General features: G+C 39.5%; 12 protein-coding genes and 1 riboswitch. Of the genes, 5 read left to right on the forward strand and 7 right to left on the reverse strand.

The window, feature by feature from the left end:
• Nucleotides 1–9: 9 nt before the first annotated feature.
• Nucleotides 10–849, reverse strand: coding sequence for an alpha/beta hydrolase (locus IHV09_RS07800; protein WP_197264034.1), 840 nt, complete (start codon nucleotides 847–849; stop codon nucleotides 10–12).
• A gap of 108 nt (nucleotides 850–957) precedes the next feature.
• Nucleotides 958–1076, reverse strand: a riboswitch (SAM riboswitch).
• 158 nt (nucleotides 1077–1234) lie between these two features.
• Here IHV09_RS07800 and IHV09_RS07805 point away from each other — a divergent pair.
• From IHV09_RS07805 to IHV09_RS07815, 3 genes are read left to right on the forward strand one after another with little or no spacing between them, the layout of a single operon-like run.
• Nucleotides 1235–2746 (forward strand): spore germination protein, encoded by a 1512-nt coding sequence (locus tag IHV09_RS07805; protein WP_197190926.1) that lies wholly within the window; start codon nucleotides 1235–1237, stop codon nucleotides 2744–2746.
• Between the two features lie 16 nt (nucleotides 2747–2762).
• Entirely contained in the window at nucleotides 2763–3857 is a 1095-nt protein-coding gene (locus IHV09_RS07810; RefSeq protein ID WP_197264035.1) for a GerAB/ArcD/ProY family transporter, read from the forward strand.
• A complete protein-coding gene (locus IHV09_RS07815) occupies nucleotides 3850–4929 on the forward strand; it encodes a Ger(x)C family spore germination protein (RefSeq protein WP_197264036.1) in 1080 nt (359 codons plus the stop codon). Before IHV09_RS07810 ends, IHV09_RS07815 begins: the two co-directional genes overlap by 8 nt.
• Nucleotides 4930–5219: 290 nt before the next feature.
• Here IHV09_RS07815 and IHV09_RS07820 read toward each other — a convergent pair whose 3' ends face one another.
• Both IHV09_RS07820 and IHV09_RS07825 read right to left on the reverse strand, forming a co-directional pair.
• Complete coding sequence (locus IHV09_RS07820) at nucleotides 5220–5729, reverse strand: hypothetical protein (protein WP_197264037.1); 510 nt, start codon at nucleotides 5727–5729, stop codon at nucleotides 5220–5222.
• A 149-nt stretch (nucleotides 5730–5878) separates the two neighbouring features.
• A complete protein-coding gene (locus IHV09_RS07825; RefSeq protein ID WP_197264038.1) occupies nucleotides 5879–7267 on the reverse strand; it encodes a bifunctional metallophosphatase/5'-nucleotidase in 1389 nt (462 codons plus the stop codon).
• A gap of 88 nt (nucleotides 7268–7355) precedes the next feature.
• On the opposite strand from IHV09_RS07825, the gene IHV09_RS07830 reads away from it, so the two are divergent.
• Together IHV09_RS07830 and IHV09_RS07835 are read left to right on the forward strand one after the other, a co-directional pair.
• Nucleotides 7356–7904, forward strand: coding sequence for a GNAT family N-acetyltransferase (locus IHV09_RS07830; RefSeq protein ID WP_197264039.1), 549 nt, complete (start codon nucleotides 7356–7358; stop codon nucleotides 7902–7904).
• An 83-nt stretch (nucleotides 7905–7987) separates the two neighbouring features.
• Nucleotides 7988–8542 (forward strand): NUDIX hydrolase, encoded by a 555-nt coding sequence (locus IHV09_RS07835; protein WP_197264040.1) that lies wholly within the window; start codon nucleotides 7988–7990, stop codon nucleotides 8540–8542.
• A gap of 31 nt (nucleotides 8543–8573) precedes the next feature.
• Here the strand turns inward: IHV09_RS07835 and IHV09_RS07840 are convergent, their stop codons facing one another.
• From IHV09_RS07840 to IHV09_RS07855, 4 genes are all read right to left on the reverse strand, one after another.
• Nucleotides 8574–9356 (reverse strand): class I SAM-dependent methyltransferase, encoded by a 783-nt coding sequence (locus tag IHV09_RS07840; RefSeq protein WP_197128079.1) that lies wholly within the window; start codon nucleotides 9354–9356, stop codon nucleotides 8574–8576.
• A 209-nt stretch (nucleotides 9357–9565) separates the two neighbouring features.
• The gene (locus IHV09_RS07845; RefSeq protein ID WP_197264162.1) at nucleotides 9566–11110 is read right to left on the reverse strand and encodes a malate:quinone oxidoreductase; all 1545 of its coding nucleotides are present in this window, start codon (nucleotides 11108–11110) and stop codon (nucleotides 9566–9568) included.
• Nucleotides 11111–11459: 349 nt separating this feature from the next.
• The gene (locus tag IHV09_RS07850; RefSeq protein WP_197128080.1) at nucleotides 11460–12002 is read right to left on the reverse strand and encodes a competence protein ComK; all 543 of its coding nucleotides are present in this window, start codon (nucleotides 12000–12002) and stop codon (nucleotides 11460–11462) included.
• 295 nt (nucleotides 12003–12297) lie between these two features.
• Nucleotides 12298–22710, reverse strand: coding sequence for a carboxypeptidase regulatory-like domain-containing protein (locus IHV09_RS07855; protein ID WP_197264041.1), 10413 nt, complete (start codon nucleotides 22708–22710; stop codon nucleotides 12298–12300).
• Between the last annotated feature and the right edge of the window lie 150 nt (nucleotides 22711–22860).

Raw genomic sequence — 22860 nt, forward strand, 5'->3', positions numbered from 1 at the left:
CCTATCAAATTACTTTGTATTATCACAGGAATTTTGTAAAATGTCAAACACTTTTTTCAAATTATTCTGAACAGAAACTTTAACATTCTTTACTAACCATTCAGAAGTAGAAGAAATTAATTTATCGAAATGGACAATTGAAGAATACGTATGATTGGCACCCTCTATTAGTACTATTGAGCTTCTACCAATTTTCCTCTTTCTTGATTCTTCAAAATAGTGAGAGCAATATCTTGAAGATATAACTGGATCGTCCGAGCCATGGATGAACAGTGCGTTACCACGAAACTGTTTGATGTCTTCTAACGGTGAATAAGCTTGAAGCGAAAGTAAAAATTCTTCGGTTATCGCATACCCTAGATGATCAATCACGGGGTGCTCTCCGTTATAACCAACTATTTCTTTAATATCTTCAAATGGATTCCCTACTGCAGACCAAGTGATCACATTCCCAATCCTATCATCATCAGCTACAGTGCAAATCGCTACCGCACCACCTAAACTATGACCGATTAACGTTATTGCATTTTGATCAATGTTAGGTAGTTTGCTACCAAAAGAAATAATTTCCTTCGTCTGATCGATAAAACAAGCAAACTCATTATCTCCATATTCCCCTTCACTCTCACCACAGCCAGCATAGTCAAATCTCAATACAGCAAACCCTAGTTTAACGAGTTCTTGAGCCGTTTTAACAAACAGACGATCTACACCAATTCGTGTACTCGTAAAACCGTGACAAATAATGATTAGCGGAAACTTCTCTTCACCTTCACCACTCCAATTAGGAAAATGAATGGTGTGAGCCAATTTTCTGTCTTTCCACCATATACAATTCGACATAACCATATCACCCACTCCTTTTCTCTCTATTGAAATTCACTTAACCAGTATGATAAACGCAAAAAAACCGTGTTCCCTTAGAGAACACGGTTCCATACATAAAATCCGTTCGTTCTCTCATCTCTCAGCAAAAAACTGCTGTTAGATTTAGCACCGTTTCGGTCAAAACATAGTTCATCCGATGGTTGCCGGGCTTCATTGGGCTAATTCCCTCCGCCTGCTCTTAATAAGAGTTTCATTATTAATTTAAGGATAATCATAGGCTACTTGCTAATTGTTGTCAATAAAAAAACAAACCATGATCAAGTTTGCCAACAGAATATTATTAAATGACGAGGAGATGATAAAGAAATGTAGTAGTTCATGACGTAACAACGAACGGGTGATTTCAATGATATTTTTTAAGAAGAAAAAGAAAAAACAACAAGAATCAAATACAGATCCTACAAAAGGTACATTGACATTCCCAGAGCTCATGAAAAAGCTAAGAGCTTCAGCAGACTTTTCTACCGTTAAGCAATCATCACTCAGCACATTTTATATCTCTTATTATAAAACACTTGTAAATCCCGAATTTGTTCATCGGGATTTATTACCCTATATAACAGACATTCAATTAAAGAACTTAGATGACATACAAAAGCATTTGCCGTTAGATGGGATGGTCAAAACGAATGATGTGCATGACATCGCTAACAAAGTAACAGAGGGGTTTATTCTTATTCAAATGAATAAAGAGGACCCGGAAGGATTGCTTGTTCCAAGTCTATCGACCGAAAACAGGCAGATTTCTATCCCTGAAACTGAGTTTAGCGTTGTAGGTCCAAAGGAAGCTTTTGTTGAATCATTAGACACAAATTTAAATCTTATTCGTAAACGACTTCCTATTCCTGAATTCACAGTTAAGGAAGTACGGGTTGGGAAACTCTCAAAAACGAGAGTAGCCATCATTTATATCGACGGAATCGCGGATGAAGAAAATGTGAACACGGCGATTCAGCGAGTCAATGATATCGAGTACGATCATATTGTAGATAGTTCTTATATCAATCAAATGATCTCCGACAATGAGAACTCTCCTTTTCCACAGCTCATTGATACAGAGCGGCCAGACCGGGTAGCGAGTGTTTTATCTGAAGGAAAAGTGGCGATTATGGCTGACGGATCTCCCCATGCGTTAACGGGTCCAACAACCATCGTGGAATTTTTCTCCGCTTTCGAAGACTATTTTCTAAATTGGACGCTCGCTTCTGCCTTTCGATTGATTCGACTCATGGCTGTCATGTTTTCCGTGTTATCAACGCCTCTGTATGTAGCAGTATTAACGTTTCATTATGAAATGATTCCGGAAAATCTACTAGCTACACTCGTTGCTTCACGTAATGATATTCCTTTCCCACCTATACTGGAAGCTATCGTACTAGAACTTTCCATCGAGTTGCTTCGAGAAGCTGGTGCCAGGCTGCCTTCTAAGGTCGGTCAAACAATCGGTATTGTAGGAGGTATCGTTATCGGAACGGCAGCGGTACAAGCAGGATTAACAAGTAACGTTTTGTTAATCATTGTTGCTTTAGCCGCTCTTGCTTCTTTTACAACACCTGTCTATCAGATGAGTAACACGATTCGTTTATTGCGTTTTCCCTTTTTATTGTTTGCCCAGTTTTTAGGGGTTCTAGGTGTTGGTATCTGTTTCGCTTTTATCGTTTCTCATCTGCTGAAACTAACATCTCTAGGAAGACCTTATATCGCACCATTATATCCGCTTCGTGCAAATGATCTAAAAGATGCTCTTGTACGACTGCCGTTCAGTATGCAAAATAGCCGACCATCTTTATTAAGACCACAGGATAAGGCAAGGATGAATAAAAAGCGGGCAACAGCAAAGCATGACATTGAGGACTAAAAAATGAGGGGTATGTATGTCTCAGATCAGTGAAAACAAGCAGATATCACCTTATATGGCTTTTTATATGGTTACAACCATGCAGATTGGAGTGGGAATTCTAGGATTTGAGCGTTATATCGCTAAATCAGCAGGACATGATGCATGGATTTCTGTAATCATCGGAGGTCTTTCATTTAATGCGCTGATCTGGATGATCTATCGTGTTCTTTCAAAAGAGAACGCTGATATCATTGGCGTCCATAGAAACTTGTTCGGCAGATGGATTGGCGGCGCATTAAGTTTTCTTCTCTTGATTTATTTTAGTTCTACGATTCTAACCGTACTTAGGACTTATATTGAAGTAATTCAAATTTGGGTGTTTCCCGAGCTGAATACGGCTGTTATTGCCATCATCCTCTTAGGATTAGCTTATTCGTATGTTATTGGAGGAATCCGCGTTGTCGCAGGACTATCTGTATTAGGCTTTTTTATCACCCTCCCTCTATTTTTATTAAAATATTACGCACTTAAAAATGCACACTATACAAATCTTTTACCTATTTTAGATCATTCATTTAGCGACCTCATGGCTGCTACTAAAGGAGTTACTCTTGATTATTTAGGATTCGAGCTCATACTGTTGTATTTACCTTTTTTAAAACAACCTGAAAAATCACAAAAGTGGGCTCACTTAGGAAATCTATTTACCATGTTCACTTACCTCATTACTGTATTCGTATCTTTTGTCTATTTTAATCAAGAACAACTTCAACATACGATTTGGGCGACACTAACACTATGGAAAATTGTAGACCTCCCATTCGCCCAGCGATTCGAATATGCCGGTATCGCTCTTTGGCTTTTCGTCGTTCTTCCTAACATCTGTATAGGTTTGTGGTCTGTAAGCCGCGGAATTCACCGTTTATATAAGATCAAACAAAAAAGTGCGCTGCGCACAATGCTTTTCGTTATTTTCATATGTTGCATCTTAGTCGTTGATCGCCAACAAGTAGACATACTAAATACGAAAGTTTCTCAAGTTGGTTTTTATATTCTCTATGCTTATATACCGTTTTTATTTGTGATCCAGCTGATTTCAGGAAAAGTGAGGAAAACAAAAAATGGCTAAAAAGAAGCTTCTCATTATCTTCACATTAATGCTATTAACTGGCTGCTTTCCAAGCAAAAAAATCCTAGAAGATGTTCAACTCGTATCAGCAGTTGGATATGATTATAAAACGAATAACCAAGTAGAGTTGAACGGGATGGTAGCCATTCCACAACGAGGAGAAGATGTTCCTCCAATTTCTCAAGTGTTTACAGCAACCACGAATACGAGCAAGATGGCAAGAGCTCTAGAACAAGCTGAATCTCCAAAACCATTTGAGATCGGTCGCTTAGAAATTGCTCTATATAATGACCGATTAGCTGAAAAAGGCATATATGATCTAGTTGACACACTTCAGCGTGATCCTTCCTTAGGTCGAGACCTATATTTGGCAGTCGTTAAAGGAAGTACGAAAACATTGTTAAAAGAGCAGTATCCGCTTAGTGAAACGCCATCTAAGTATTTGCTCCAGCTTCTAAATCAAAATATGAACGCGAACATACCAAAGTCAAATCTACATGATTTTTTGTATACGTATTACGGAAAAGGGATGGATCCCAACTTGCCACTCTTGGAAATGCAGGGGGATCGAATACGAGTAAAAGGTACAGCCCTCTTAAAAGACGACAAAATGGTCGGGCAACTGAAGCTCGAAGATTCCTTTCTCTTAAAGCTGCTGATGGAACCTTTTGAAAAAGGCATCTATGAAGTGAAATTTAAAAACGATCAATTCTTTACGATTCAAAATTTGTCATCTAAAGTAGAATATCGTTTTAAAGACGTGAAACGATCTCCATCCGTAGACATTTTCGTTAAAATAAAAGGACGCGTAAGTGAAGCGCCGAAGATTCCTGTAAGCGATCCGTCACTCATCGAACAACTAGAAAGAGCAACCGAGAAAGCAATGGATAGGCGAACCAACAAGATTGTAGAAAAACTTCAAAAATTGAATGTAGATACGATCGGGTTAGGCGATTTGGCGAGGAGCAGAACAAGAGGATTTGATTTTAAACGGTGGGATGAACAGTACCCTGACATGCCGATTAACGTTAATATGAAGGTGGAAATTACTCAGGCAGGGATTACAGAATAACGTTGTTAATTTTATCGTTCATTTCTTGAGTGGGGAAATGGCTTTTTTGTCGAAAATCGTTTAAAAAATTTTATCCGTGAATATATAGCGTTTATCCGTGAATATATTGGCGTTTACCGTGAAATTATTTCCAATTACCGTGGATATATGATTGACAACTATCAAAGTGTTTTTATCGTGTGCACATTTCATGGTGATGTCTACTTCATATGGACATTACGATATAAAATTAAAAGCTTTTATTCAACATATTAGTTTAGTTGAATAAAAGCTATCTTAATTAATCGATATTAACTCCCAGCTCCTGCTCCTGCAGAAGATTGGTTGCGTTTCTCGATCGCGTTGACTCCCATGACAACAGCGATTAGCTCTTCTGTTAATAAAGCATCTGAGTTGTTTTTCAGCTCATAAGCAGGAGCTTGGAAAAATCCATTTACTTTATTAAATGTAGCAATTTCCGACTTACTTTCATCAAAGATGGTATATTCTTTTGAAAAAGCGGGAGCTTCAATTTCATATGTATGGCCATTCGTTATATACCGATAACGTTTGGAGAAGAATGCAAATGCAGATTTTACCACGCCTAATTCCTTACCATCAGATTGCTTCACGATCCATTTTCCTGACATGAAAGGAAAACTACCTTCAACGAGGACCCTTCCAGATTCATTCTCGATACTCACGCCTGAAGAAAATGCGCTTTTTAGATCGAGAACTCCTCGTTTCTGTTGCTCTGCATTGTAAATATCCGTTCTGCCTGATGAGAAAAAGGTATCTTTAAAATACACACATCTTTCCATAGCAGCCACCCCGCTTCAATATCGATCTTATTTTTGTTGTTCCTCCAACTGCTGAAGTCGTTTTTCAATTTTCTTTCGCTTTTCTACTTCTTGAAACACAAAAATGAAGGCTGTTGCAGCCATTAAAAAAGTTAACCATTCCATCTTGATCACCCCTTAATCTTAAGTAGTTCTTTAATCCTTTTATCATAAGCACGATTTACAAATTCGGGCTTGATGGCATACATTTTAATCACTTCTTTGATCTCTTCTGGTCGGTAGAACTCATTTCGGTTGTGGGCTAGTGAAGGATAGCCTGATCCACGCTGAAGATAATCTGAAGATGCAACGGAATACCATCTTTCTTTCTCTATTGGTTCACCGTCAATCCTCATTTCGACCACTTTCAATCCATCATAAACCACTTGTGCACCTGAAATATGCAGTCCCCCTATATACTTCCCTCTAAAGCCAGGACCTCTTCCATCTAATAAGCAGTGTTGAACATCAAGTGATTGTTGAATGGCTTCCAATATGTATTTACCTTGAATCTCGAAGGAAGTTGGATTTAAGGGAGATGGACAGATCTCAATCAATTTTTTATTAGAAACATAAGAAAAGATTCCTGTGTTAACAATGCCACTGTTTATCAAGCCTATGTCAGTATTCAGCATGTCTTTTAATCCATCTGCGATAAGGTTTGTGATCGGATTCTCACCGATCACATCGTGCCATAACGGTTCATTAATCGTATATAGTGGTTTTCCTAAGATCTCGATCGCCGTTTCTTTACTTCTCTTAAGGATAGCTACAATTTCTTCGTCTGGCTTGGAATCTTTTGTGTTATAGACGGCAGATTGTAAAAGGATTTTATGTGATTTCTTCACTTCAATTTCTAATACACCAATCTGTTCACCAAAGTTTCCAGCACTTACGATGAATGTATCATTAACAACCTTCGCTTCTTGATAGAGAACATGATCATGTGAGGACACGATTACATCAATGCCAGATATCTCTTTTGCTAGATCCATATCCGCTACCGTTCCGACATGATTTAGAAGAATGCACAGATCGTATTTTCCTCGATTACGCTCCAACTCTTCTGCGATGGCGATAATATAGTTTTCACTATGAAACCCTAAGCCTTTATTAAAAGCACCTAAGTCAGGTGATGCGCCAGTTACGAAAATTCGTAGTCCATTTTTAGAAAGGATTACACTTGAACGAACACCAGGAATCGAAGTCTTGTCTTTTCTAAATAGGTTGTTGCTGATAAACGGAACGGAACTTTGAACAGCCATATGTTCTAACGTCTCTGCCCCATTAAACATTTCATTGTTGCCGATCGTTAAAGCATCATAGCCAACTGCATCTAGAAGCTCGACCGCGGCCATTCCTCTTGTTCCTTGTAGTTCAATACTTTTAAAATCTGCAAAATCACCTGCATCAACTAGTATAGTGTTTTCGTCTTTATGTTGATTAATCATCGTTGCTGCTTTCGCAAAGTTATCAAAATGACTGTGAAGATCGTTCGTATGTATGATTTTTAATTTCATAAATCCCCCAAAATTATATAAGATTACCTTTACAAATAATGGTATCATAAAATAAAAAGTAAATGTTCAAAAAATACGGAGGAATTGAATGTCATATCAAGATAACGATTTAAAGATTCGACCGATTACTAACGAAGACCTTCCAAGACTTTGGGAACTGATATATAAAGACAAAGCACCTGAATGGAAAAAATGGGACGCTCCATATTTTGATCACAAGCAAATTCCTTTTGATGAATTTATGTGGAACAAAGATCACTATGTCAATCACGATCAGCGCTGGGCAATTGTAGTGGCTGGTGAGTTGATCGGAACAGTGAGTTACTATTGGGAACACGAGCCCTCTCACTGGTTAGAGATGGGCATCGGTATCTACAATCCTACCTATTGGAGCGGTGGATATGGAACAAGAGCTATTATTCTGTGGATCAATCATCTGTTTAACTCGCTACCACTCGTCCGTGTTGGCTACACAACATGGTCAGGAAATGAGCGAATGATTAAAGTTGGCGAAAAGATTGGCATGAAAATGGAAGGCAGAATGAGAAAGTGCCGGTATTATAACGGAGAATATTATGACTCGATTCGTATGGGAATTCTGCGAGAAGAGTGGGAGTCAACCATATTAGGAGGATAAGACCAGGGAGATTATAATAGCGCAATCCGGTTGTTTCATTTTATTTTTCGTAATTTATCTAACCATGAGGAGGGACAAAATTCTTGGCAAAATGGAAAACCATAACATCAGATTATATCTACAAAACGCCGTTTGGTCATTTAAGAAAAGACAGTTGTGAACTGCCGAACGGGCAGAAAATCGATAACTATTATGTTCATGAGTATCCAAATTGGGTAAATGCATTTGTTCTAACTAAAAATAAACAAGTCGTACTTGTAGAACAATACCGTCATCCAGGTAAAGACTTCTTTTTAGAAGTTCCAGCTGGAAAAGTCGAACAAAGTGAATCCTTTGAGGAAGGCATTATCAGAGAGGTTCAAGAGGAAACAGGTTTTACTTCCCATAACAAACCAATTGTACTCGGAGAATTCATGGTGAACCCTGCTACCCAAACCAACAAGGTTATAACATTTCTAATCTTGGATGCTTTCCAGTCTTCTTCTCAAAACTTAGATGAAAATGAAGATTTAACGCTTAAGCTGATCCCTTTTCATGAGATGGAAGGATTAATAGAAGATAAAAAAATTACTCAGTTGTTTACAATAAGTGCTTATTTTTTAGCAAAGAACTACCTTTCCAAAGAAAAACTAGCTTAGTAATATTACTTCTAAGCTAGTCCTCTTTTCTTTATTCAACCTTCATTTTTACAGCACGTGTTGCAACGAAACTTTTAATATAAGTATCAATCGGTCTTCTTCCACCAAAGTCATCTTCATATAATCCAGCAATCACAAAACCTGCATCAATCTGTCCTTGTATTTGATCCTCTAAGGTATGCCCGAATTCTATCGTTTCATCAGACATAAGATAGTCAGACTTCTCTTTTTCAGTCATAGAATCGAGCGTTGAATAAGGTATCCTGTTACTGACGACTAGATTTCCCTTTTGATCTTCTTCATCATCAAAAATAAACAACAATGGATTTGTAAACCCCGATATGAGTATCCCTCTATCTTTTAACACACGTGATGCTTCTTTCCATACAGGAGAAATATCCTCTACAAATACATTGGCCACTGGATGAACGATCAAGTCAAACTCCCCTTCGCTAAACATGGAGAGATCACACATATCTCCTTGGATAGCCGTCAGACTCAAATTATTTGCTTTTGCTACCATCTCATCATTTTCTAACTGTTTCTTTGAGATATCCATTACAGTAACGTCTGCACCTGCCGCTGCTAACACGGGACCTTGTTGTCCGCCTCCAGAAGCGAGACAGAGAACCTTTAGTCCTGTCAACGATTCCGGAAACCACCGTCTAGGAACTGGTTTTTCTGTTGTAACGGTAATACGCCAATCTCCTAACTTACTTCTGTCAATTATGTCCTTAGATACAGCCTTCGTATAGCTCACACCATCTTCAACTTTTTTGTCCCAAGCTTTGCTATTGTGTTTAACAGTATTCATCTTTAGATCTCCTACTCTTTGTATAGTCATAGTAAACATTCCATAATAAGGTATAAAAATCCTTCATTAGATATAAATGAACAGCCGTCTAATGGCAGAAAAAAAAGAGCCTATAAAAATGAATGGCTCTTTTGGGAGTACTATTTAAAAACTTGGAAAATGGAAGCACTTGAAATGGAAATTAACCGATTTCAAGTACATAAATAATCCTAAATCTTTTCTTGTAACACTGTAGCATCTATATGCGAAAAGTCTGCTAAGGTAGGTTCTTTCGTATCAAGTTTAAGAGAACGGGCTGTAGAAGCATGAACTTTCTTCAACAAATCAGGATTGTTCATTAATCGCTGACCATAAGAAGGAATCATCTCTTTGATCTTTGGTTCCCATTTACCAATCTCTTGCGGGAAGCATTTGTTTAATATCTCTAACATAACGTGAACAGCTGTTGAAGCTCCTGGTGATGCGCCGAGTAATGCAGCGATCGAACCATCAGCGGATGTAATTACTTCTGTACCGAACTGAAGCGTTCCCTTACCACCAGTTTCAGTATCTTTAATTACCTGAACACGTTGCCCTGCTACGACGAGATCCCAATCTTCACTCTTAGCAGTTGGGATGAACTCTCTAAGTTCTTCCATGCGCTGTTCCTTTGACAATAATACTTGTTGAATCAAGTATTTGGTTAATGACATTTCTTTAGCACCAGCTGCCAACATAGTCAACACGTTATTAGGTTTTACTGAAGTCACTAAATCGAGCATCGACCCTGTTTTTAAAAATTTTGGTGAAAAGCCCGCGAACGGCCCGAAAAGCAAAGATTTTTTATTGTCGATATACCTTGTATCAAGGTGAGGAACAGACATCGGCGGAGCACCGACTTTAGCTTTTCCGTATACTTTCGCGTGCTGCTGCTCAATCAATTCTGGATTCTTGCATACCATAAAGATCCCACTTACCGGAAATCCACCGATATGTTTTCCTTCAGGAATACCGGATTTTTGGAGCAAATGAAGGCTTCCACCACCACCGCCTATAAACACAAACTTCGCTGTATGGCGTTCAATTGAACCTGTGTTATGATTTTTCACCTTCAGTTCCCATAAGTCATCGGGCGTACGCTTCAGGTTTTCTACACTATGTTTGTATTTAACATCTACATTCTTATTTTGAAGATGACTAAATAACATACGAGTAAGAGAACCAAAATTAACATCCGTTCCTGTATCGATCTTTGTAGCAGCGATACTTTCGTTTAACGAACGTCCTTCCATGATTAGTGGAATCCATTCCATCAATTTCTCTGGAGAATCCGAGAATTCCATCCCTTGGAAAAGAGGATTCTCTGTTAGCGCTTCCATACGTTTCTTTAAAAACTGAACGTTGTTTTCACCTTGAACCATACTCATATGTGGCAATGGCATGATGAAGTCTTCTGGATTATGAATCAACTTTTGATCAACAAGGTAGGACCAAAACTGCATTGACACTTGAAACTGTTCATTAATTTCAATAGCTTTCGATATATCGATAGATCCATCCGGTTTTTCCGATGTGTAATTTAGTTCACAAAGTGCAGCATGCCCAGTTCCAGCATTGTTCCACTCGTTTGAACTTTCCTCTCCTGCTTTATCAAGTTTCTCAAATACTTTAATTTTCATTTCTGGAGCTATTTCTTTTAAGATCGTTCCTAATGTAGCACTCATGATTCCAGCGCCAATTAAAAGGACGTCTGTGTTCGTTTCTCTGTTGCTCATCATTATCAACCTTTTCACCTAAAATTTACAGAAAAAAGCCATCGTCTCATGTATAAGAAGAGACAACTTGGTTACTGCTTTTCCTGTTTCCATGAAAACCATATCAACTAGTATTGCTAAAATTCAAGTCTTTAATATCTTTATTATATGATAATTATAAATTATTTGAAAGCCGATAAATAGTGATAATTATATGAATAGTGTGCCCAAACTCTCTAACCATCAGAGTTTATATAGGATTTCAGGAAAATTTTTAACAGAAGATCACATACTAATATATGTAACTTTAACTTTTTTGCATATCAAAAACGCCTGAATTACTTCATCAGGCGCTCACGCTTAAAATGATCTAAGTTAAGAGTAAATCACTGTTTTTCAATCCTTTTTCACTATCCTTTTCTAGACTTCGGTTCGTTCGAGTTATTAGTACACTTCTGTAATGAGCGGCTCGATGGAGTTTCCCTTTTAGGGATGTGGAGGTACTTTCAATAGGTAGATCCATTCCGTTTGAAAAAATGACTCTAACCTTTTTTCGGTCAATGGATACAATATCATCAATGTGTGGCTGTGAGAGCCAGATGCAGGAGTCTTTTCGTGGTGATTTCGTGGGAAAGAAGAATATATCAAGTTTCGTGTCAATCATGATCGGAGGGAAGCACATCCTCCCTAATATGATCTGTGTTGCATCTTTCTTGCCATCGTATGTACTTCCATAATAAGGACAGGAATCTTTGATGATTCGAAAAGGCTTTTTCTCTACAAGAAAGACAGCATCTTCTTCATAAATTTCTGCGCATACCCTTCCCCATTGATTAATAAATGGATGAATAGCAATGGTCCTATTCGTAATTAAATACTTTTCCACTTTCTCGTGCACAATTCTACGCTTCATTCAATACCTCCTCAATATTTTAATCCCCATGGAAATGAAAGACAGTACAAATGTCCCTAATATTTATACTGTATAGTAATATTTTACCATTTAAATATGTAACTATCTATATATTTAGCGAATTTTGTCACAATATTTTGTTAATTTAAATATAGGGGTTGCATGATTGATGAATTCATCTATTTTAACTGAAGTGGTTATCCTATTTATTATTTTATCTTTTTAAAAAAGGAACTCCACAAAAGGAAGTTCCCTCCTAAAACAATTTCATGTTGATAACTTACTTTATATTATCTCAATCGATAAATCGGATTAAATCAATACAGGAAAGATCAAAAGTGATAAACCTTCTGATAGTTCCTTCTTGTACCTCTGCCTCATAAGAAAATGTAGCACAATTATTGTTTGAATCAATACGCACTAAAGTAAATAGTGTTGGTGATGTTAAGCTGTCTAAAGATAACGGTTTACCTCCGATTAAAATTAAGAATTGTGCTTCACCAAACGGAGGAACCGGATCCGGAGTAGTTGAAATAAGTGAAATTGGAATAAGTAGTTCTTCCCCTTCTCGCACATTTACAGCCACCGAAAACGGTTCAAACCCGTTTGCAACAACACGCAGTTCATAAGAGCCAGAAGGAATGCCTGTTATTGAAAATACTCCTGCATCATTAGAGATTACTTCCCTAACCAAAACCCCTCTTAGATCAAACAACTGTATGACTGCTCCACTTACTGGCAGACCTGTTCGACGCTCAGATACTTGACCCGAAATATCTCCATCCGCTCCAGGACTTAAAGCAAAGTCAACACCTGTTAAACGCTCTCCCTCTGCAAGGGAAATAATGAGTGTTTCTTGCTGAAACCCTTGGGCATCCACTGTTATTACATATCTTCCTGAACCAAGATTACTAATGAAATACGTTCCATCATTACCCGTTCTCGCACTTCCTGCAAGAGCACCATTTTCATCAAATACATTTATTTCAGCATTTGGTAATGGTCCATTTCCTAAAATGATGACTGTACCCGTTATTGAAGCAGTTTGACGTTGACCAGGTAATGCAAAGTTCTGCTCTACAGTTGTATTAACAGGCAGTACCGATAGTCTGCTATCTGTACCATATCCTAATGCAGATGCTCGTAGCGTATAAGATCCATTATTCAATCCAGGAATCGTGTAAAAACCGTCGATGTTTGTTAAGGCTACCGCTACTGGACGTCCATTGACTGCTAATGCATTAACTTCAGCATTTAGTAAACTCGCTTCAACTGGATCGCTTACTTGATCAAAGGTTTCTACAATCGCCCCTACAATCGGCAGTCCTGTATCTGCATCCGTAACAAAGCCGGTAAACAAACTTGGAACGGCAACTAGATTAAAGTTCACAACGCTTTGAACATTGGGAACAGCCGTAAAATCCAGTACGCTGCTTCTATAATCTGCATTGATGGCAGCAAGGCTAAAATCACCTGGTAGAAGACCTTCTATTAAATAATCTCCATCATTGTTAGTCTGTACCTCTGCAATCACAACACCGTTATTGTCCGCTAAACGAAGCAAGGTATTAACAAGAGGCTGTGAACCGCCAGCATTTCGAACCGTCCCTCTAACACTTGAAGTAACAGGTGCCAATTGAAGATCTGCGAAAGTCGTGTCTCCTGGGATAACTGAAATTTCAGCAGAGTCGTTTCCAAATCCTTGTTTAGTAGAAATAATCGTGTAGTTTCCGTTTCTCACTTGGCTAAAACGATATCTACCTTGTTCGTCAGTAAGCGTTGAGGCAACGACTGGTCCTGACGGGCTTATTAAACGAAGTTCAACACTAGCTCTAGCTATAAAAGAACCTGACCCTTCATTTGTAACGAAACCTTCTACACTGCCCGGTTCAAAAGCTAATGGTAAATTCGTAATCGTAGTCTCATTCGCTACAATAAAAACACTTAGTGAACGCTGTTCAAAACCGCGTGCATTCACGATCATTGTATAAATGCCAGGCAGTAAGTCCAAAACTCTATAAGCACCATCTGACTGCGTTAGAACAGTTGTAACAACAGCTCGAGTGGCATCCAGAATTTGCACCACTGCCCCAGCAATTGAAACACCATTCGAATCGGAGATCGTTCCGATAAGATTACCTGTTTCCAAAGTAAGAGCAAGACTGACCTCTGTAGTGGCACCATTCACAATAATTCCGCCTTGCGAAAGACTTCCATAGCCCCCTTTAACAGTTGAAATAACTATCGCGCCTTCTTCCAAGTTCTGCTGAATAAATACACCGTTTTGGTCAGTTATACCCGAAGTAATAGGTATACCTGTTTCGTTAAAAATGTTCGTTTTAACTCCTGATATCGGATTGTTAGTCGCAGCATCAATGACCCTAATTGTAAGCGTACCTCCAAGAGCAATAAGTTGGAGATCAAGAGAAACCTCTTCTCCTCCGTTAACGGTTACAGCAAAAGTAGCAGCATTATAACCTTCAGTTGTAACAGTAACAAAATAATTACCTTCAGTGACTTCTGGAATAATATAGGTTCCGTTTGACTGTGCTAGAACGGTAGTTATTAAACTGTTATTGAGATCAAAAAGATTAATTTTAATACTTTGTTGAGTGATGAGATTTCCATCCTCATCTATAACCGTTCCAAAAATACTGCCATAAAGACTTGATAAAAATAGATTCGTAGTTGTTACTATGTTACTGCTCACAACTGCTCCAACTGAAGATACAGCGTACCCTGAGAGATTTGCAGTCACTTGGTAAGAGTTTGGCTTTAAACTTCTAAAGGTAAAGCTTCCATTCTGTTCAGTAACGGTAGATGCGATAATAATATTGTTCAACAGGATGTTCATTACAACCCCTGGTAAAATAATTCCGCTTTCATCAGTAACGATACCTGTTATAGCTCCAGGATCAGGGATCAGATTTATTGAAACGTTTAGTGTCTCCCCTGGTGTAATGGTTATCCCTTCTGTTTCACTTTGGAAGTCAAGTGCCACAATCGTTAAGGCATAAGTTCCAACAGGTAGATTTCCAATAAAGAACGTCCCATCATCATTTGAGACAGCAGAGCCGATAACTGTTCCATTTACATCGATAACCTTAATACTTGCGCCACTTATTACATCACTCAGACCATTAACTATACCTGTTAGTACACCTGGGTTAGACAATAAGAAGCCATCAACTGTTGTAGTTGCATTCGCTTGAATCGTTGCTCCAGCTGAAAACGTATTATAGTTTGGTGTTGTCATCGATACGGTATATTGCCCTGGAGAAAGCCCGTTAATCACATACACACCTGCATTATTTGTCACTGCTCTGCCAGCAGGCTGAACACTCGTTCCAAAAAACAACTGAACGATCGCTCCAGCGTTCAATATACCTGTTTCTTGATCAATTATTGTTCCAGTTAGAATTCCTGGAAGTGCAGTGAGCTCAATATCAACAATTTGTGTTTGACCAGGATCCACCGAAAAGCCAACTGTATTAGTCTCATAATCCGGATTAGAAGTTCCTAACGAATAGATGCCTGATAAAAAGTTCTCGATTAAATACATTCCTTGATCATCTGTTTGAACTTCTGCTAGTTCTGCACCCGATTCATCAATTAATCTAATAACCGTATTGATAAGTGGAATCACAACGTCTTGAGCAGATATAGTAGTTGTTAAACTCTCATTTTGAATGATCCTTGCAGAAATCGTGCCTCGAACATTCGAGAGACTTGGTGTAAGAGCAAAGTTCTGGAATGTTGTTAAGCCATTTTCAATAAGAACTGTTCCTGTTGCCGTTCCAAAATTCTCTTTTGTAATGGTTAAAGTGTAAGTTCCAGCTGTTATCAATCCCGAGCTATAGTTTCCAGTACTATCTGTTAGAACCGTGTTGATTACAGGACCGAATGGTGAAATCGCCCTAATTTCAATAGAAGCTCCAATTAATGGATCACCTGTTGTTGAATTTCTTACGTTACCTGAGATGACTCCACCTTCTGGAATGAGGATAATGTCCACGACAGTTTCTTGGTCGGGTAAAACAACACCACTGCCAATTCCTGTTCCCGTTCCATTTCCTTTAGCAGTCACTGTATACTGGCCTTCAACCAGATTATCAACCTCGTAAGAGCCATTTCCATTCGTTATAACCGTTGAAATAGGTGTGTTTTTTCGATCTAATATCTGAACCGTGGTATTGCTAAGCGGTGCTCCACTGGGATTTTTTATCGTTCCAATGATTATGCCAGGATCCGGCTGCAGGTTAAGGGTTACATTTGATAGAGACAAAGAATTGATTATGACTCCAATGGACGCTGCACCATAGCCACTTGCTATTGCACGAATGTTTAGTGGACCAGTTTGAAGGTTACCTAGTCTAAAAAATCCGTTCTGGTCTGTTGTAATTGTTGCAACAAGAATCCCACTCACATCAGATACTTCAATGAAACTTCCTGATATCGGTAAACCTGTTACAACATCTTGAATAACGCCCTCTAAAGCACCACGATCTTCTGTAACCGGGACTATTAGATTTGTTGTTTCCCCGTTCACTACGATTGCACCTACTGTTGCTGTTTGATATCCGTCTGCTATTACGTTCACTTGATACGTTCCTGCTGATAAGTTCTGGAATGCAAAGCTCCCATCTGAGAGAGCGATCAGCGTCTGCAGCAATACACCACCATCATTGAGAAGTCGAATAGAGATTGTTCTATCTGAAATCGGATTTCCCGATTGATCAGTAACAGTTCCAACAATCGATCCTCCTACTTCCGACAATTCAAAAGATACCGCAGAAGTTTGATTCGGTAGAACAATAACACCGAGTTGATCCTGTACATAATAAGGTGAACTTGCAATAACAGTATACGTTCCAGGTGACAGAAGGATGGATGTAAAGCTACCCGCAGTGTCTGAATTAGTTGATATAATTGGAATTCCTTCCGGTGTAAGAATAGAAATGAGGATGCCTGGTAATCCTTCTCCCGTTTCTGCACTTACAACTGTCCCAAAGATCAATCCTCCTACCGGGGTTAAGATCACATTTAGACCCGTCAGCTGCTCTCCCGGCTGCAACGAAACTCCGGCAGTCGATGATGAATAATTTTCTACTCCAGCAATTACTGTATAAGACCCTTCTGGCAAGTTTCCGATCACATAGTTTCCTTCAAAATCTGTGATTCCGTTTCCGATTTCACTATCATTTTCATCAACCACTCTTACACTAGCATTCGATAAAGGTATTCCATTACCATCAGTTATGGTTCCTGAAATCGATGCTGGATCAGGCACTAAAGCGATCTGTACATTAGTTGTAGCATTCGAAGTTACGATTACACCTGTAGAGCGAATACTATAGTTTAGCTGAAAGGCGTTTAACGTATATGATCTTGGAGCCACGCCTTCTATTAAGAAGTCTCCTGCTGCACCTGTCGTTCTTCTTGCAATTGGTGTAACACCACTTGGTGCATACACTTCTACTTGTGCACCAACGAGTGGAGCAAGAGTTTGTTCATCGAGGATCACACCTGAAATTTGACCCGGTTCTGGAACTAAGCTTATATTAGCTGTTAGTGTCTCGCCTGGTCCGGCATTGATTGAAACTTGCCGTCTCTGGTAATCAGGGATAATAGCCGTAACTAGATATTGTCCTTCCGTAAAACCTAGTATTCTATAAAATCCGTTAGAGTCGGTATTAACAACTCGAACAGTAAAACCGTAAACATCTAAAAGCCTTACTGAAACATTAACTAACGGGTCACCAGAATCGGAAGTGATCGTCCCTTCCACTGTAGCTGGGAACGGTTCAAGTGCAAAATCAACAACTCTCGTATCGTTTGGAGGTACAAAAACAGAAGCACTCGATGATCCATAGCCGTCGTCAGTAAAAGCAACTATTGTATAAGGGCCAGAATACACACCTTGAGTTACATAATTGCCTTGCTGATCCGTTACAGTATTCGCAATAACTGGGCCAGTTGGTGATAAATAACGGACTTGAACCATGACTTGAGAAATCGGAATCCCTGTTACGGCGTCTGTGATAGTTCCCGAAACAGTCCCAGGTTCAGGAGTTAAAATAAAGCTCAAGGAAGTTGTTTCATCAGGTAAAACGGTAAATGTTGCACTCTGACTCGAATAACCATCAGCACTAACGATTGCACGATACGTGTCAGGTGACAGATTGGCAAATATAAATTGACCGAAACTATCCGAGACTCCTTTTCGTTCTAGTGGCTTTCCTGAAGATGAAACGATAATGATGGCATTGGATAATGGATCTCCCGTTAACTGATTTGTGACATACCCTGTAACCGCTCCTGGGTTTTGAGTTAATGAAACCGCAATGTTAAACCCAGTGATAGGCACAGTAACCGTAATAATCTCATTTCCATAGTTCACTGCGTTAACATTTAACAGATAAATTCCCGGTGCAATCGAGTCGAACGTGAATGTGCCATCGATACCTGGATACTGCTTTGCCACAAACATGCCCGTATTATTTGTTAAAGTAACAGAAACGGCAGTACCACTGATCGGATTTCCAGTTGCAGAATCTGCTATGGATCCTGTTAGAGTTGTAAGAATTTGCGATAACGGTATTGTAATACTGCTTACTGCACTGCTGTTGACAATAACAGCTGTCATATTTGGAGAATAACCGTCAAATTCTGCACTTACAAAATATGTGCCAATCGACAGTTCAGGAATTTGAAACGAACCATCAGTGTGTGCAATTAAAGCTTGCAGCAATTCACCGTTAGCTCCAAACAATTTTAATTGAATATTGTCTCCAGACAGCGGATTTCCATCTCCGTCAGTGACTTGCCCTGAAATGCTTCCTACAGTACTTGTTAATTGAATATCAGCTCCCGCAGTCTCATCACTTTGTACGATCACACCTGTAATTTCTGTAGAGTAGTTTTGTGCAGATGAAGTAACAGCATAGGAACCTGGAACAAAATTCCGTAGCAAAAAGTTGCCGAATTGATCAGTTGTTGAGAAGCGAACCAAAATTCCAAGACTATCACGCACAAGTATGGCCGCACCTGGAATTGGTGCACCTGATATTAAATCTGAAACCGTTCCAGAGATAGAACCACGGATCGTCACTAACTCAAAATTCAGCGCTGTGATGTCCTGACCTGGGGCAACCGCAACGTTCCCAGTCGCGTTTGCATAGCCCCCTGCTCGTATGACGACTGCATAAGAACCTGCCGGAATATTGCTGAGTGTGTAATTTCCATCAGCATCTGTTGTTCCATTTCCAATAGGTGTTTCATTTACATCAAGAAGAGAAACGGTACCGTTAGCTATCGGCGTACCAAGATCAGAAATTAACGTACCTGAAACAGTTCCAGGATTCGGTTGGATCGATAAAGAGATGTTCGTTGTTTGACCAGAAACAACAAAGGCTCCCGTACTTCCAACTGAATAATTTAGTGCAACAGCTTTTACAATATAGTTACCAGGAGCCAAACTCTGAAACAAAAAGTTTCCTTCCGGAGTGGCTGCAACTGTGTTTACGAACTGGTTATCCATTGTGTACAGCTGAAGCACAAGTCCGTCAGCGGCTGGAGCTACTGTTCCTGTAATGGTCCCAGGATTAGGTTGAAGTTCAAAGTTAACAAACTTATTTAATCCAGCGGGAACAACTACACCTATGATCCTGGTTTCATATCCTTTTGCAACTGCAGTAAGAGAATAAACTCCTCCAGGCAATCCAAGCGAAATGAACGTTCCATCCGCACTCGTTAAGGCTGAATCAACAAATGCTCCTAGTGTGTTGCTGATATTAATAGTTGCACCAACAACCGGCTGACCTGAAAGAGAATCGATTAATCTGCCTGAAACAAACCCCGGAGACGGAACAAGGCTAATCGTGATAGAAGAAACGTTTCCAGGTGATAACGTAACTGATGCAGAAGAAGTTTGGAAACTTTCTGCAGCAACGATGACTGTATATGTGCTCGGCATTAAATCTTCAACAATGAACACACCATCATTGTCTGAAAAAGTTGTATTTATGATAAGACCGTTAGCATCAAGCAGCTGTACTTCTACGGAAGCACCTGCAAGAGGATCTCCAGTCTCACTATTAATAACCGTTCCCGAGATAGAAGAAGGGTTTGGCATTAATGAGAAATTAACAACAGAAGTCACACCAGCTGTAATGATTGCTCCACTTAAGTTTGTTTGATAATCAATAATATTTGCTGTAACAACATAGCTTCCAGGGAGCAATTCACCAATCACATAATTTCCATTTGTATCTGTTACAGCTCTAGAGATAAGCACATCAGAATCTGCATTTTTCACAAGTATGACTGCACCTGGAAGAATGTTTCCTTCATTATCCAGTACACTTCCTGAAAGTAAACCAAAAATAGGCTGAAGTTCTGTGCTGATCGCTGTTGTTTCATTATCCTGAATAACAGCACCAAGCGTAACCGGTGAAAACCCGTCTGCCCCAACAATAACGGTATATCGATCTGGTGCTAACCCACTTATCGTATAATTTCCATTGCTGTCAGTAATGGTCTTCGCTACCACGATGTTATTGAGAACGACATCCACTGAAGCACCACTAATTGTACTTCCACCTGAAGAAACATTACCTGTAAGAACACCTGCTAGTCTTCTAAGTGTGACATCTACCGTTGTAGTTTGATCAGACTGAACATACGTACCGATCGTTTTTGTACCATGACCATCAGAAGAAAAGGTGATTACATACGTACCGGGAGCTAGAGAATCGACTGAGAATTGTCCGTTTACATCAGTTGTTACAGAGGCATCCGTAATCCCAGAGCTGTTTACAACTTTTAGACTTGCACCTGGAAGTGGAACACCGCTATCTTCATCAATCACTGTTCCGATGATTGAACCTGGATTTGCTAATAGATTCACATCTACTACCACAGTTTGACCGGCACTCACCGAGAAACCGACAACAAATGTTTGAAAAGCAGGTGCACTCACGCGTAATCTGTAAGAACCTGGTGCAAGACGATTTATTGTGTACTGTCCTGCCCCATCCGTCGTTGCGGTTGCCACGGCAATCCCTGTACCGCTAAGAGCTTCAACTATTGCACCAGCTATAGGTCCTCCACTTCCTGTTATCGTTCCACTTACCGTTCCAGGATTCGGCTGCAGTACAAAGTTTGCTGTCGTTGTCTGATTAGATGGCACATTTTGCCCAATTGTTGCAGCCTGAAAATTATTAGCAGAGACCGTGAGTGTATAATGCCCTGGGATTACAGCTCCAAATGTATAAGCTCCTGTTGGAGAAGTTGTTACACTTGCAATAACTGTACCAAGGTTATCTGATAACAAGACGGTCGCTCCACTAACAGCAGAACCTGTGTTTGAGGTAACCGTTCCTTGAAGAATTCCTGGAATAGCTATGAGGACAGGATTGATGACCGTTATCGTGCCAGATTGAATAACCACCGATTGCTCCAAACTCGTGTAATTTGCTTTTGAGAATTCAATCGTATAAGTACCTGGTGCTATATTCGTAAGACTATACTTTCCGAATAGATCTGTTTGCGTAACGGCCACTGGTGTTTGACCCATTAAAAGTCTTACAGTTGCAGCATTTACTGGCTGAGCGTTTGAACTATCCAATAACGTACCTGCAGCTCCACCTGTTGCTTGAACATTCACGGAAATAGAAGCAGAAGCAGGGGTAAGATCTCCTCCAGTAAAGCTATCAATACCTGTTGCCCGTACTGTATTAAGTGCTTTCGTTCCTGCTGTATAAAAGATTCCGTTCTGTGCAAACTGAAGAGTCGCACTAGCGCCAGGAGCGATATTACCAACGGACCACGTAAGTGTTTTCGTTGAAGAGTTGTATGCTGTTGTCCCTTGCGAAACACTAAGAACTGAAAAGAGTGACACCACATCTAATGAAACGATATCCGTAACATTGAGGATATTTGCAGCACTTTTTCCTGTATTCGATAAAGTAATTCTTCCCGTCCACTCCCCAACCTGACCGGCTAGAGGTGATTGTGGTCCTGAAAGCAGTACTTTTGAAACCTGCAGGTTAGCTCGGACATTACCCGAATTTATTGTAACTGGATTGGAAAATGCATTTTGAAATTGAAACTCTTCTGAATCACGTAGAGAGTCTTTATTGTAGTTGTTGTTATTTGAAGCAGTAAACGCGACCATCCGTACAGAACTTTGAGCAGTAATACCGAGCAATGAGAAAAATGTAGAAGCTGGAACTAGAAAATCGATAAAATAGTTTTGTGTATTATCCAATGTAGAGTCAGCCTGAACGACCCGTGCGACGTCAAAATTGATGATGGACCGAGAATAGTTTGGGTTCCCTTTACCATCCGTCCCTTCTGCAGGATCACTCCAAGAGTTGACTTGTTTAGTTGTGTTCTGAACCAAATTCACTCTTTTGTTTAAACCATTAACTGCAAGCAGCCAGTCATAAGTCCCCGCTACGCCGGTCGTATTTAACAAAACACCCCATGCAAAGTTTGCAAAAGCGGTCTTGGCGCTATTTCTTGGATCTGTTCGTACACGCATTCTAAAGTACACATTGATTTCATCATAAGCGAAGTAAAAGGAAGGAAAACTGGCATTCCCTACGATATCTGTTCCTGCAGGAGAAATATCACGTATCACATCTGCATAAGGAACACCGCCTACAGTAATGGCTGTAAACTGACTATTTGTGGGAAAAGACATCCCAACACCTCCGGCGAAAAATTAACATCGATTTAATATACGCGGAGAAACCTTGCAATGATTACCATTTTTTTCTATAGCGTAGCTTCACACGAAAAAAGAAGCTATTCAAAGAATCAGCTTCTCATTGTTTTAGATTGGATTCATATC

The sequence above is a fragment of the Fictibacillus sp. 23RED33 genome (genome assembly GCF_015903925.1).
Classification (GTDB): Bacteria; Bacillota; Bacilli; order Bacillales; family Fictibacillaceae; genus Fictibacillus; species Fictibacillus phosphorivorans.

Bases quoted from the DNA above. Each gene is read 5' to 3' on its own strand.
- IHV09_RS07800 (WP_197264034.1), bottom strand. From the start codon at position 849: ATGGTTATGTCGAATTGTATATGGTGGAAAGACAGAAAATTGGCTCAC.
- IHV09_RS07805 (WP_197190926.1), top strand. From the start codon at position 1,235: ATGATATTTTTTAAGAAGAAAAAGAAAAAACAACAAGAATCAAATACA.
- IHV09_RS07810 (WP_197264035.1), top strand. From the start codon at position 2,763: ATGTCTCAGATCAGTGAAAACAAGCAGATATCACCTTATATGGCTTTT.
- IHV09_RS07815 (WP_197264036.1), top strand. From the start codon at position 3,850: ATGGCTAAAAAGAAGCTTCTCATTATCTTCACATTAATGCTATTAACT.
- IHV09_RS07820 (WP_197264037.1), bottom strand. From the start codon at position 5,729: ATGGAAAGATGTGTGTATTTTAAAGATACCTTTTTCTCATCAGGCAGA.
- IHV09_RS07825 (WP_197264038.1), bottom strand. From the start codon at position 7,267: ATGAAATTAAAAATCATACATACGAACGATCTTCACAGTCATTTTGAT.
- IHV09_RS07830 (WP_197264039.1), top strand. From the start codon at position 7,356: ATGTCATATCAAGATAACGATTTAAAGATTCGACCGATTACTAACGAA.
- IHV09_RS07840 (WP_197128079.1), bottom strand. From the start codon at position 9,356: ATGAATACTGTTAAACACAATAGCAAAGCTTGGGACAAAAAAGTTGAA.
- IHV09_RS07845 (WP_197264162.1), bottom strand. From the start codon at position 11,110: ATGAGCAACAGAGAAACGAACACAGACGTCCTTTTAATTGGCGCTGGA.
- IHV09_RS07850 (WP_197128080.1), bottom strand. From the start codon at position 12,002: ATGAAGCGTAGAATTGTGCACGAGAAAGTGGAAAAGTATTTAATTACG.
- IHV09_RS07855 (WP_197264041.1), bottom strand. From the start codon at position 22,710: ATGTCTTTTCCCACAAATAGTCAGTTTACAGCCATTACTGTAGGCGGT.